Annotated in this window: 16 protein-coding genes and 1 pseudogene; 14 read left to right on the top strand and 3 right to left on the bottom strand. The window is 72.5% G+C overall.

Annotation, left to right across the window (positions count from 1 at the left end; genetic code table 11):
* Nucleotides 1–209: 209 nt before the first annotated feature.
* The gene (gene mshD / locus ACQEVU_RS54195) at nt 210–1,169 is read right to left on the bottom strand and encodes a mycothiol synthase (RefSeq protein ID WP_433338869.1); all 960 of its coding nucleotides are present in this window, start codon (nt 1,167–1,169) and stop codon (nt 210–212) included.
* A gap of 27 nt (nt 1,170–1,196) precedes the next feature.
* Nucleotides 1,197–1,898 (bottom strand): winged helix-turn-helix transcriptional regulator, encoded by a 702-nt coding sequence (locus tag ACQEVU_RS54190; RefSeq protein ID WP_433338867.1) that lies wholly within the window; start codon nt 1,896–1,898, stop codon nt 1,197–1,199.
* Between the two features lie 393 nt (nt 1,899–2,291).
* Here ACQEVU_RS54190 and ACQEVU_RS54185 point away from each other — a divergent pair, with 393 nt between their 5' ends.
* From ACQEVU_RS54185 to ACQEVU_RS54160, 6 genes are all read left to right on the top strand, one after another.
* Nucleotides 2,292–3,416, top strand: a complete 1,125-nt coding sequence (locus ACQEVU_RS54185; protein WP_433338865.1) for a hypothetical protein — start codon at nt 2,292–2,294, stop codon at nt 3,414–3,416.
* 176 nt (nt 3,417–3,592) lie between these two features.
* Nucleotides 3,593–4,363 (top strand): LmeA family phospholipid-binding protein, encoded by a 771-nt coding sequence (locus tag ACQEVU_RS54180; protein WP_433338863.1) that lies wholly within the window; start codon nt 3,593–3,595, stop codon nt 4,361–4,363.
* 31 nt (nt 4,364–4,394) lie between these two features.
* Complete coding sequence (locus ACQEVU_RS54175; protein ID WP_432834518.1) at nt 4,395–4,487, top strand: Ms5788A family Cys-rich leader peptide; 93 nt, start codon at nt 4,395–4,397, stop codon at nt 4,485–4,487.
* A 205-nt stretch (nt 4,488–4,692) separates the two neighbouring features.
* Complete coding sequence (locus ACQEVU_RS54170) at nt 4,693–5,544, top strand: sulfurtransferase (protein ID WP_433338861.1); 852 nt, start codon at nt 4,693–4,695, stop codon at nt 5,542–5,544.
* 19 nt (nt 5,545–5,563) lie between these two features.
* Nucleotides 5,564–5,875 carry a DUF1416 domain-containing protein gene (locus ACQEVU_RS54165; RefSeq protein WP_433338859.1) on the top strand — a complete coding sequence of 104 codons (312 nt, stop codon included), beginning with the start codon at nt 5,564–5,566 and terminating at the stop codon, nt 5,873–5,875.
* 90 nt (nt 5,876–5,965) lie between these two features.
* A complete protein-coding gene (locus ACQEVU_RS54160) occupies nt 5,966–6,751 on the top strand; it encodes a hypothetical protein (protein ID WP_433338857.1) in 786 nt (261 codons plus the stop codon).
* Between the two features lie 71 nt (nt 6,752–6,822).
* Here the strand turns inward: ACQEVU_RS54160 and ACQEVU_RS54155 are convergent, their stop codons facing one another.
* Nucleotides 6,823–7,197, bottom strand: a complete 375-nt coding sequence (locus ACQEVU_RS54155) for a DsrE family protein (protein ID WP_433338855.1) — start codon at nt 7,195–7,197, stop codon at nt 6,823–6,825.
* Nucleotides 7,198–7,209: 12 nt separating this feature from the next.
* Between ACQEVU_RS54155 and mtfM the strand changes: the two genes are divergently transcribed.
* The 8 genes and pseudogenes from mtfM (at nt 7,210) to ACQEVU_RS54115 (ending at nt 12,142) form a co-directional block, all read left to right on the top strand.
* On the top strand, nt 7,210–7,314 hold the full coding sequence (mtfM, locus tag ACQEVU_RS54150) for a small membrane protein MtfM (protein WP_033363477.1): 105 nt from the start codon (nt 7,210–7,212) through the stop codon (nt 7,312–7,314).
* A complete protein-coding gene (locus ACQEVU_RS54145; protein ID WP_433338853.1) occupies nt 7,308–7,901 on the top strand; it encodes an FABP family protein in 594 nt (197 codons plus the stop codon). The genes mtfM and ACQEVU_RS54145 overlap by 7 nt, the downstream gene beginning before the upstream one ends.
* A gap of 25 nt (nt 7,902–7,926) precedes the next feature.
* Complete coding sequence (locus ACQEVU_RS54140) at nt 7,927–8,337, top strand: Fur family transcriptional regulator (protein ID WP_433339763.1); 411 nt, start codon at nt 7,927–7,929, stop codon at nt 8,335–8,337.
* Entirely contained in the window at nt 8,331–9,395 is a 1,065-nt protein-coding gene (locus ACQEVU_RS54135; RefSeq protein WP_433338851.1) for a YgfZ/GcvT domain-containing protein, read from the top strand. The genes ACQEVU_RS54140 and ACQEVU_RS54135 overlap by 7 nt, the downstream gene beginning before the upstream one ends.
* 31 nt (nt 9,396–9,426) lie before the next feature.
* Nucleotides 9,427–10,260, top strand: coding sequence for a 3-keto-5-aminohexanoate cleavage protein (locus tag ACQEVU_RS54130; RefSeq protein WP_433338849.1), 834 nt, complete (start codon nt 9,427–9,429; stop codon nt 10,258–10,260).
* Nucleotides 10,253–11,188 carry an asparaginase gene (locus tag ACQEVU_RS54125; RefSeq protein WP_433338847.1) on the top strand — a complete coding sequence of 312 codons (936 nt, stop codon included), beginning with the start codon at nt 10,253–10,255 and terminating at the stop codon, nt 11,186–11,188. Before ACQEVU_RS54130 ends, ACQEVU_RS54125 begins: the two co-directional genes overlap by 8 nt.
* Nucleotides 11,189–11,258: 70 nt before the next feature.
* Nucleotides 11,259–11,675: pseudogene (locus ACQEVU_RS54120) on the top strand (helix-turn-helix domain-containing protein); the annotation flags it as partial.
* On the top strand, nt 11,654–12,142 hold the full coding sequence (locus tag ACQEVU_RS54115) for a hypothetical protein (protein WP_433339762.1): 489 nt from the start codon (nt 11,654–11,656) through the stop codon (nt 12,140–12,142). The pseudogene ACQEVU_RS54120 and the gene ACQEVU_RS54115, both read left to right, overlap by 22 nt.
* The last annotated feature ends 37 nt before the right edge of the window (nt 12,143–12,179 follow it).

The raw sequence follows: 12,179 nt of genomic DNA, 5'->3' as shown, positions 1-12,179 counted from the left end.
CCGGAAGGCCGACGCGGATCGTCGACTTGAAGGGACGCTAGGAGCGCGAGGTAACCACGCCTCTGGAGAAGGGTGAACGAGGAGTGAACAGGTCTCGGGGCCCAGATGACGCCTGGTCGGAGGCGAGTTGGCCATTGGGTGAACTGCCCAGCGGTGGTGCGCAGTGTCCTTTTTGTGTGGCGATCTCGGTCACAGAGCCGAGGTTCTCGTCACAAACTGCGCTGGAAGGAAACGTCGTTCGCCCAACGAACGAAACCCAGTCGCTGGTACAGCCCGACAGCCCGCGTGTTGCTCTCGTCCACGTACAGCATGACCTGCGCGAGCCCCCGGTTGCGCAGGTGCCACAGCCCGGCGAGGGTCAGCGCCCGGCCGAGCCCCCCGCCGTGCGCGTCCGGCGACACGCCCAGAACGTACACCTCGCCGATCGGCTCATGGGCATGCGGCTCCTCGCCGTCGTGCGGGTGGGTGTGCGCCTCGCCGTGGACCTTGGTCCAGTGGAAGCCCAGCAGCCGCCCGTCCTCGTCCTCGGCCAGCAGGAACCCGGCGGCCTCGAACCACGGCTCGCGGATCCGCGCGTGCAGGTCGTCCAGCGTCCACTTGCCCTGCTCGGGGTGCCAGGCGAACGCGGCGTTGTTGACCGCGAGCCACTTCTCGTCGTCCTCGCCCGGCCGGAACGCGCGCAGGCTGACCCCGGCCGGCAGCGCGACCTCCTCCAGCGGCGCGAACAGCGACCGGCGCAGCTGCAGCAGCACCCGGGCGCGGTCGAAGCCGAGCCGGATGGCCAGCGCCGAGGCCGACGGGTGGTCGCCGTGCGCCCACAGCCGCAGCCGCCCGGCGCAGCGCTCGTCGGCGACCGCCATCGCCGCGGTGACCAGCGCCCGCCCGAGCCCACGGCGGCGGTGCAGCGGGTGCACGACCAGCTCCGCCGACGCGCCCTCGACGGCGTCGGTGGTGTCGACGTGCGCATAGCCGACGACCTGCCGGTCATCCCCCAGGGCCAGCAGGTGTACGGCGGGTGCCTCACCCCCGTGCCGAAGGTGCAGCACGACGTGCTCGGACAGCGGCAGCGCACCATCGGTGTCGCCGGCGGCCTGCATCAGGGTCAGCACCTGCTCGACCTGTTCGGGGGAGAGGTGATCGGCCCGCAGGACCGTCGGCGCAGGGATCATGCGGCCAGGGTAACCGGAGAGCTCTGGCTAGACCCTTACCGGCTCACTGTCGTGCAGCGGCCGCGACGGCGGGACGACGAACTTGTAGCCCACCTGCCGCACGGTGCCGATCATCGACTCGTACTCGGAGCCGAGCTTCGCCCGCAGCCGCCGCACGTGGACGTCGACCGTCCGGGTGCCGCCGAAGTAGTCGTAGCCCCAGACCTCGCGCAGCAGCTGGTCGCGGGTGAACACCCGGCCCGGGTGCTGGGCCAGGAACTTCAGCAGCTCGAACTCCTTGTAGGTCAGGTCGAGCGGCCGCCCCTTGAGCTTCGCGGCGTAGGTGTCGGGGTCGATGGAGAGCTCGCCGGCCTTGATCATGCCGCCGGACGCCGCCGCGGCGGAGTTCAGGCGGCCGACGGCCAGCCGCAACCGCGCCTCGATCTCGGCCGGCCCGGCGCTGGCCAGGACGACGTCGTCCAGCCCCCAGTCGGCGTGCAGGGCGACCAGCCCGGCCTCGGTGACGACGGCCAGCAGCGGCACACCGAGCCCGGTGGCGTGCAGCATGCGGCAGGTGGCGCGGGCGTCGGCGAGCTCGGTGCGCGCGTCGACCACGACGGCGTCCGGGCTGGGTCCGCTCACGAGCGTGCGGACGTCACGGGGTGCAGTACGGACCGTGTGCGGCAGCAGGTCAAGGCCCGGCAGCACCACCTGGCCCGCGGGCGCCGCAGTCAGCAGCAGAATCTCCACGAGTCACCTCCGTGGCCGCGGCACACCGGACGCGTCCGGGCGCTGTGGCGCCCCTCAGCAGGGCGGCGGCTCGATGTCGTCCCGGCAACTCTGGCGGGCGGTTGTGTTTCCATCCCGTACGAGAATATCTGAGTACTCAAGATTTGAGACCGGTCGAATCGCAGTTCGAGACTGTGTTTCAGCTCGCTGCACTCGGGCCGGGGTGGCTCACGCCGCCCGAACCGCCGCAAAAGCTGCGTTTCCCGCGTCTTCTCACGGACGGTTGCCCGGGTCCGACGTTACGTATATCTGCCGTCGGTCCGGCCCGGCAGTGAATGCCGAACAGGCGGGCGAGCACCTCGTGCGCGTCATCCCGCCGAGGCCGAATCCGCTCCGTTCTGGCACGATCGGTGCGTGCCCGCAACCCCGTCACCGGCCGAGGACTTCGGCGCCTGGCCACCGGCCGCCGAGTCGGCCTCCCGTCGCCGCCGCCGCGACGATGCCGGCCGCCAAGGCGACCGTCCCGACGGTGACGGACAGGGCGGGACCGGCGCCGGGCGCGACGGCGGCCCGCGCCGCGAGCGCTCGACCGGCGGCGCCAACCGCCCGGCGGGCGGGCGCGGCCGGCGACCCAGGTCGGACGACGCCGGCAGTGAGCACGACGCGCCGGGCGACCAGGGCGCGGGCGAGCCGGGCGACGAGCCGGCCGAGGCCTCCGCGCCGCTGCCGAAGGTCCGCCGGCTGGTCTCGCTGGGCGTGGCCGGCTTCGCGGCGCTCGTGTCGATCGCGCTGATCGTCGGCGCCCAGACGTCGCACAGCTCATACGCGGTGGTGGTCTTCGGCGTCCAGGCCCTCTTCGTCGGCGTCTGGGTCATCGCCAGCCGGCCGCCGGCGCCCGGGGTGGTCGGCGCCGTGGGCATCGCGGTGGCCATCGGCACCGACGTGTCCGCCGTGTGGACGCGGCCGGCGTCGCTCGCGCCGCTGGCCTACGTGACCGCCGCCGGCTTCATCGTCGGCGTCGTCGGGCAGCTCACCCGCCCCGCCGGCCGCCAGCGGGTCACCGAGTCCCTGGGCTCGTCCCTCGTGGTGACGCTGGGCGTGGTGGCGTTCGCGAGCCTGGTCGTGCTGGGCCGCGCCGCACACGGCACCCAGGCGATCGTCGCCTGCCTGGCCGCGGCCGGCCTGGCCCTGTTCATCGCCCGCGTCGCCGACGCCATCGTCCCGCTGCCGAGGATCGCCCCGCAGGTCGCGCGCGGCGGGGCCGGCGTGGTACTCGGCGCGATGGTGGGCACCGCGGCCGCCGGCGCGATCGGCAACTACCTGGACGGCCTGAGCCCGCTGCCCAGCGCCCTGGCCGGCCTGGCCACGGCGATCGTGGCGGTGATGGTCGACCTCTCCGTCGGATACGCCGAGGCCAGCCGCATCATCGACGGCGACGAGCCCGCCCTGTGGCTGGCCCGCCACATCCAGGGCCCGATCGGCGCGATCGCCTTCGCCGCCCCGGCCGCCTACGTCGCCAGCAGCCTGCTCCTGCTCTAGCCACTCCTCGATCGGCGCCGTCGCCTTTCGCCTCCGGTGGGGCGCAGCCACCGGCGCAGGCAATGCAGTCACGGATTCGCGCCAAGAAAGGCGCGCTAGGGTCGCCGAACCGGAGGCGGTACGAAATCCTCGTGGGTGGGTACGGTGCGGGGACCAATGGACCGGAAGGGAGCGCCGTGGCGGCGAGACGAGGCACCAAGATCGGCATCACGCTGGTCGTCCTGCTGATCATTCTGGTCGGGGTGCTCGCCGTCGTCGACCGCATCGCCGCCGGCGTGGCCGAGGACCGGATCACCGCCGAGACCAAGGCGCAGCTCGCGGCCAACGACGTGAAGTACGAGGGCGAGCCGCAGGTCAAGATCACCGGCTTCCCGTTCCTCACCCAGGTGATCGCCGGGGAGTACAAGAAGATCACGATCGGGCTCGACAAGCCGCAGGTGAACAACGTCAAGCTCGACACCCTCACGGTCGAGGCGCTCTCCGTGAAGGCCGACGCGATGGATCTCATGAACGGCAAGGGCGACGTCACCGCCGGCGTCGTCAGCGGGAACGCGTCGATGAGCTGGGAAAACGTCAAGCCGCTGCTCGAGGTGGCGGGGATGCCGCCGTCGATGGACCCGTCACAGGTCACGCTGACGGTGGTCGACAACAAGATCGAGATGCGGGTGCCGATCGCGTTCCAGGGCATCAAGGTCACGCTCATCGCCAAGGGGAGCATGATCGTCGAGGCCGGCAAGGTGCGGCTCAAGCTCGAGTCCGTCACGACCGACCAGGGCAGCCTGCCGGCGCAGGTCAACAACCTCATCAAGACGTACCAGAACCGGCTGCAGGTCACGGTCAAGCTGCCCGGGCTGCCGTACAACCTCGTGATCAACTCCGTCCAGACGACGAACGACGGACTGCAGGTCACCGCTTCGGCCGCCGACGTCAAGCTCACGGGGCAGTGACCCAGCGGACCCTGGGCGGGCACGGTCCGCGATGCTAGGCTGCCAGACCATGAGCATGCTGCTCACCCGACGGCGCGCGGTCGACCTGTGCCGCGTGGCCACCTGCCTGTGTTGCCGCCCTTGATGGTGCGGCCCTGCAGCGTGCTCATATAACGGCTCGAGGCAGCGGCGCCCCAGACCGATGGGTCTGGCCGGCGACCGAATTGTTCGCCGACTGTTCCACAGACTCATCGCCGAAACCGTGATCCGTCCCCCTCGGGTCGCGCGCGGCGTCATGCCCGTGTGGCGACTCGAACCCGAAACCATCGTTCCTGGGAGAGAGAACACCCATGAGTCGCGAATCCGCCCTGGTCACGGCCGACTGGGCCGAGCAGAACCTCGAGACGCCCGGCGTCGTCTTCGTCGAGGTCGACGAGGACACCACCGCCTACGACGGTGGCCACATCCCAGGCGCCGTCAAGATCAACTGGAAGACGGACCTGCAGGACCCGGTGCGCCGGGACTTCGTCAACAAGGCCCAGTTCGAGGCGCTGCTGTCGGCCAAGGGCATCGGCAACGACGACAAGGTCGTGCTGTACGGCGGCAACAACAACTGGTTCGCCGCGTACGCCTACTGGTACTTCAAGCTCTACGGCCACGGCGACGTCAAGCTGCTCGACGGCGGCCGCAAGAAGTGGGAGCTCGACGCGCGCCCGCTGAACAAGGAAGACGTCACCCGCGAGGCCACCAACTACGTCGCCGTGCAGGACCAGGACCTCTCGATCCGCGCGTTCCGTGACGACGCCGTCGCGGCGATCGGCGTGGCCAACCTGGTCGACGTCCGCTCCCCCGACGAGTTCGCCGGCCGCCTCCTCGCCCCGGCCCACCTCCCGCAGGAGCAGGCGCAGCGCCCGGGCCACATCCCGACCGCGATCTCGGTGCCGTGGAGCAAGGCCGCGAACGAGGACGGCACGTTCAAGTCCGACGACGAGCTGCGCTCCATCTACGGCGCCGCCGGCCTGGACGACAGCAAGCCGACCATCGCGTACTGCCGCATCGGCGAGCGCTCCTCGCACACCTGGTTCGTGCTCAAGGAGATCCTGGGCCACTCCGACGTGCGCAACTACGACGGTTCGTGGACCGAGTACGGCTCGCTCGTCGGCGTGCCGGTGGCGCTGGGCGACGAGCCCGGCGAGGCCTGAGAGGGAGAGGGAAACCAAGATGAGCACCGCTGACAGCTGCGCCGCGCCCGACCAGAGCGCCCCGCTCCCCGCGAGCGTCGACGTCGAGAAGGAAACCGTCATCACCGGCGTCGTGAGCAACGGCGACGGCCCGGTCGGCGGCGCCTACGTGCGCCTGCTCGACTCGACCGGCGAGTTCACGGCCGAGGTCGTCACGTCGGCCGCCGGCCAGTTCCGGTTCTTCGCCGCCCCGGGCAACTGGACGCTGCGCGCCCTGTCCCGCGCCGGCAACGGCGACGCCACCCTGGCCGCGAACCGCGGCATCAACGAGGTCGCCGTCTCCGTCGCCTAGGCAAGACATCTCGCGAAACAACGTGACGCCGCTCGCCGGGCCCAACCCCGGCGGGCGGCGTTACGCGTTCCGGCTGCAAGGATGGCCGGCGTGAAGCGTCGCTGGATCGTCACCGGGGTGGTCGCCTGGGCCGTGGTCGTGACCGGGTTCGCGCTGTACTCCTCGTTGGAGGGCACCCCGACCGCCCGCGAGCAGACCACCATCGCCGACGCCCTGCCGACCGTGGACGCCGCGCTGGGGCACGTGTACGCCGCCCTCGACCCGCAGGCGTCGGTGGCGGTGCTCGGGGGGTACCGGCGCGCCGAGATGAGCTGCCGGGTGACCTCGGCCCGGGAGGGCACGCGATTCACGCGCGAGCTCATCGTGTACGTCCACAAGGCCGCCGAAGGCCCCACCCTCGACCGGGTGAAGGGCGCCCTGCCGGCGTCGTACCAGGCCTCGGTCGCCCACCACGACGACGAGCACCTGCTCACCGCCGACGCCGGCAACTTCGTGGCGGTCCACGGCGCCTCCTACGGGCCCGGCGTGCTGCGCTTCACCGCCGACACCGGCTGCCGCCCGCAGAACGCCCCCGTCGTGGAGGCCACGCCGGCGTCCCAGAACGCCAACCGCGCCCCGGTCGAGGCGGTCCTCAGCACGCTGGGCACGACGGCCTCGCAGTGGCGCACCCACCGCCTCACGTGCCCCGACGGCGGCGCGCTGTGGACGGTCGAGGCGGTCACGACGGGCGACGGCGCGAAGGCCCGCGCCACGGTGCCGGCCGCGGCGATCATCCTCGACCAGGAGAAGACGTTCGCCTACCGCGCGGGCGCGGCCGGGGTCTCCTTCCGCACCGAGGACGGCAACCTCGTCGTCGCCTCGACCGCGGGTTGTTAGTTCTTGGCCCCGCGGACGCCGGGATTCCTGGTGGGAACAACGGTCGTGCGTTGCACGGACCCGAGCCATGATCAATAAATAAGGGCCTGCGCCTCGTCCTGGAGCGCCTCTTCCACGAACGCCGCGGCCCCGGCGATCCTGATTCCCGGGATGACGTCCTCCGGTTTGATGTCGCGGCGGGCGGCGCACTGCGTGCAGACCGTGACGCGCCCGCCGGCCAGGACCGCCTCGAGCAGGTCGACGAGCGGGGCGGCGTGCGGCAGGTCGAAGTCGGCGGCGCGGCCGGGCAGCGCGAACCACGCCGACTCGCCGGTGAGCCACAGCGAGGTCGCCACGCCGCCGGCGACGGCGGTCGCGGCCACGGTGAAGGCCTGCGAGCAGCGCTCGGGGGCGTCCGCTCCGGCGGTTGCCTTGACGACGAGAGTACGAGCCATGTCTCGCAGCATAGGATTCCGGTGATGGTTACGGAGATCGGGTTCGTGAGCCTGCTGGTCGCCGGCATGGGTGCGCTGGCCGGCGGGCTGATCTACCTTGCGGTTCGGGTGTCGAGGGGGCGTTGGTGACGGACGAGGAGCAGGCCCCGCCGTGGGCGGGACTGGCCCCGGTCGGGGAGTATCCGTACGAGGAGACGCATGACCTGCGCTCCGGGCCGGACCTGCATCCGGCGCTGCTCGGGCTGCTGCCGCTGGTGGGCGTGTGGCGCGGGCGCGGCCAGGGCGACTACCCGACGATCGAGGGCTTCCACTACGGCCAGGAGGTCCGCTTCAGCCACGACGGGCGGCCGTTCCTGTTCTACGAGTCGCGCGCGTGGATCATCGACGCCGACGCCAACCCGATCCGGCCCTCCCACCGCGAGGTCGGCTGGTGGCGCCCGGCCATGTCCGACGGCAAGGCGACCGACGAGCTGGAGATCCTGCTCTCCTCACCGACCGGGATCGTGGAGCTGTACACCGGCCAGCAGCGCGGCACGACCCAGTGGCAGATGGCCACGGACGGCATCGGGCGCACCGGGACGGCCAAGGAGGTGCGCGGCGGCCAGCGGCTCTACGGCATCGTCGAGGGCGCGCTGCTGTACACCTTCGACATGGCCGCCGTCGGCCAGCCGCTGCAGGTCCACCTCTCGGCGCGCCTGGAGCGCGTCGCGGGCTAGATTGGTGGGCGTGGACCTGGCGGAGATGCTCCGGTCGCGCGGGCTGCGGCTCACCGCGCCGCGCCAGCTCGTGCTGGAGGCGGTCTACCGGCTGCGCCACGCCACGCCCGACCAGATCCACGCCGAGGTCGCCGAGAAGGCCGCCGGGGTCAACATCACCACCGTGTACCGCACGCTCGAGCTCCTCGAGGAGCTCGAGCTGATCACGCACGCCCACCTGTCGCACGGCGCGCCGACGTACCACGCGGTCGACGAGCACCAGCACGCCCACCTCGTGTGCCGCGGCTGCGGCTCGGTGCAGGAGCTGCCGTCGCCGGTCCTGGACGGGCTGGCCGGCGAGCTGCTGGCCGAGCGGAGGTTCCGCCTGGACATCGGCCATGTGGCGCTGTTCGGCCTGTGCGGGGCGTGCGGGGACAGCCGAGGAGAGTCATGCTGAGCGCAGTGCCCGTCGCCGCCCTCGATCCCAACGACCCCGATGCCGGCGCCGTCGCCCACTACGGCGAACCGGCCCGCGAGCAGCGCCTGCTCGACACGGCCGCGGGGCTGGTCGACCGCTCCCACCGGGGCGTGCTCGCCATTCCCGGCGAGGACCGGCTGGGCTGGCTGCACAGCCTCACCACGCAGCACCTGACCGGCCTCGCGCCGTACAGCGGATCCGAGCTGCTCGTCCTGTCGCCGCACGGGCACGTCGAGCACCACGCGGCGCTGACCGACGACGGGGCCGCCACCTGGCTCGACACCGGCGACGCGCCGGGGCTGCTGCAGTTCCTCGAGCGGATGCGCTTCCTGATGCGGGTCGAGCCGGCCGAGGTCACCGCCGACTGGGCGCTGCTGTCGATCGTCGGGCCGCAGACCGACGAGGCCCTCATCGCGCTCGGCGTCGGGCCGCTGCTGCCGCCCGACCTGCTCGCGGTGCCCGACGCCAAGTTCGCGACCGGGTCGGTGCCGCCGCGGCCGACCGTCGTCTACAGCGCCGCCGCGCTGCCGGGCGGCGGGTGGGTGCGCCGCATGTCGTACGGGGCCGACCTGCTCGTGCCGCGCCCGACCGTGCCCGAGGTGGTCGAGGCGGCGGGCGTGCCGCTCGCCGGCATCTGGGCGTTCGAGGCGATGCGCGTCGCCGCCCGCCGGCCGCGGGCCGGGTTCGAGACCGACCACAAGACGCTGCCGGCCGAGGTGGGGTGGACCGCGCCCGCCGTACACCTGGAGAAGGGCTGCTATCGCGGCCAGGAGACGATCGCGCGCGTGCACCACCTGGGCCGCCCGCCGCGCAAGCTGGTGCTGCTGCACCTCGACGGGATCGCCACCGACGAGCTCCCGGCCCGGCACACCCCGGTCACGCTCGAGGGCGGCGAGCGGCCGGTCGGCTTCGTGGGCACCGCCGTGCGCCACTACGAGCTGGGGATGATCGCCCTGGCGGTGGTGAAGCAGAACCTCACCCCGGATTCGGTACTGCGGGTGGGCCCCTCCACAGCGGCGATGGACCCGGAGCAGTAGGCGGGCCGAACGTGGCAGGATCGGCGGCGTGATGACAACGACGTTGATCACGGTGGCTCCCACCGGCGCGGAATCGCGCAAATCGGACGTTCCCGCGCTGCCCGTGACCCTCGATGAGCTGGTGGCCACGGCCCGGGACTGTGAGGCGGTGGGCGCGAGCGTGATCCACGTCCACCTCCGCGACGACGCCGCGGAGCCCACCCTCGACCTCGGCCGGCTCAAGGACGCCGTCGCCGCGCTGCGCGCCGAGACCTCGCTGATCGTGCAGCTGTCGACCGGCGGCGCCGTCACCGACCCGGAGGCGGACCGGCTGCGCGTGCTGGAGGCCCAGCCCGACATGGCGTCGTGCACGATGGGCACGGTCAACTTCGGCGACGACGTGTTCCTCAACCGCTGGGCGTTCATCGTCGACCTGCACACGCGCATGCAGGAGCGCGGGATCGTCCCGGAGTACGAGATCTTCGACCTCGGCCAGCTGGCCACGCTGCGCCGGCTGCTGGACCGCCACGGGCTGCCGGCCGGCGGGCACGTCCACGTCGACCTGGTCATGGGGGTGCCGGGCGGGATGCCGGGCACCGTGGCGGCGCTGGCCGCCTGCGAGGCCGCGCTGCGTGACCTGCCCGAGGGCACCACGTTCTCGGCGACCGGCATCGGGCGGTCCTCGCTGCCGGTGCTGCTGGCCGCGCTGGCCGCCGGCGGGCATCTGCGGGTCGGGATGGAGGACACGGTCACGTACGCCAAGGGTCAGCCGGTGGAGAGCAACGCCCAGCTCGTGGCCCGGGCCAGCGGGTTCGCCCGGCTCGCCCAGCGCCCGCCGATGACCCCCGCCGACGCCCGCGCGCTGCTCGGGATCGCGAATGTCTGACCTGTATGCCGGGGGCGAGCTCATCGCCGAGGTGGTCCGCAACGGGGTCGTGGAGAGCCGCCACAGTGGCTCGGCCGTCGTCCTCGACGCGCGGGGCGAGGTCGTGGCCTGGGCCGGCGACGTGCTCGGCGCCGTGTTCCCGCGCTCCTCGAACAAGCCGATGCAGGCGGTCGGCATGCTGCGCGCGGGCCTGAAGGTGGACGATGCGCAGCTTGCGCTGATCGCGGCCAGCCACCGCGGGCACGAGATCCACGTCTCGGGGGTGCGCCGGCTGCTCGGTGACATCCCGGTCGAGGCGCTGCAGTGCCCGCCGGACTACCCCCTCGCCGACGAGCCCCGCGACGCCGCCGGCCGTCGCGAGCGGCTGTTCATGAACTGCTCGGGCAAGCACGCCGGCATGCTGCGCACCGCCCGGGCCAACGGCTGGCCCCTCGAGACGTACCTCGACCCGGCGCACCCCCTCCAGGTGGGGCTGATCGCCACGGTGGAGGAGCTGGCGGGCGAGCCGGCCCGGGCGATCGCGGTCGACGGCTGCGGCGCCCCGCTGCTCGCCATCTCCCTGCGCGCCCTCGCCGGCGCGTTCCTCCGGCTGGTCGGCGCGCCGACCGGTACGGCCGAGCGCGCGGTGGCCGACGCGATGCGGGCACACCCGGAGATGGTCTCCGGCGACGACCCCGGTGAGGACGACACGCGGCTCATGCGGGCGGTGCCCGGGCTGCTGCTCAAGAGCGGCGCCGAGGGGGTCTCGGCGGCCGCGCTGCCCGGCGTCGGCGCGGTCGCGCTGAAGATCGACGACGGCGGCCCGCGGGCCCGGCTGCCGGTGCTCGCGGCCGGGTTCGCCCGGCTCGGCGTGTCGCTGCCGGGCAGGGTGGAAGTTCCGGTGTTCGGCGGCGGGCGCGAGGTCGGCGTGGTTCGCTCAGTATGGTGAGGCGGTTCACGCTAGCTGTGGTTAGCGTTTTGCTTGCAACAGTTAGCAGGCCGCGCTACCGTCGGTAAGCGTGAACGAAGAGCCGCGCGACCTGGGTGGGTTCATCCGTGACCTGCGCCGTAACGCGCGCATCTCGCTCCGGCAGCTCGCCGAGCAGGCCGGAGTGAGCAACCCGTACCTGAGCCAGATCGAGCGCGGCCTGCGCAAACCGAGTGCCGAGGTGCTGGCTCAGCTCGCGAGCGCACTGCGGGTGTCGACCCCGCTGATGTACCTGCGGGCGGGGTTGCTCGAGCGCGAGGGGCACGACGTGCTCGCCGCGATCGCGGCGGACGGTGACCTCACGGTTGCCCAGAAGCAGTCGCTCACCCAGATCTACGAGACGTTCCGCCGGGAGAACGCGCGGAACGCTCCGGCCCCCGAGCCCGGGCCGGACCCGGAGCCGACCCCTTCCCACGAGGAGACGCAGTGACCACGAAGACCACCACTCGAAAGATCCCCACGCCGCTCTACGCCGCGGCCGGCGCCGGCGACCTCGCCTACCAGCGGCTGCGCAAGCTGCCGGAGCAGGTCGCGCAGCTGCGCGCCCGCGTCGAGGAGCTGCGCCCGGCCACCACTGACGGCACCCTGCGCACCGATCTCAACCGCCTGCGCGGCATGGCCCGGCGCAATGCCGCCAGCTTCCTGGCGTCCGCCCAGGCCGGCGCCCAGGTCGCGCAGGACCGCGCCCTGGCCGTCTACACCGACCTCGTCGCCCGCGGCGAGAAGGTCGTCAACACCGCGCGCGGCGCCGAGGCCGAGGCGAAGGTCGAGCTGGAGCCGGCCAAGAAGGCCGTGACCGCCACCGCGACGGCCACCACGGAGCCCGAGGCCGCCGCGCCGGCAAAGAAGCCCGTCGCCAAGAAGGCCGCCAAGCCGGGCGCGGATGACGTCAGGATCGCGGAAACCAAGAAGTAACGGTGTTTCTCGGGAGCCCTCCGGCACCGTCTCGCAC

The organism is Dactylosporangium sp. CA-139066 (assembly GCF_050936175.1).
Classification (GTDB): domain Bacteria; phylum Actinomycetota; class Actinomycetes; order Mycobacteriales; family Micromonosporaceae; genus Dactylosporangium.
This window is presented reverse-complemented; position numbering and strand designations above follow the sequence as displayed.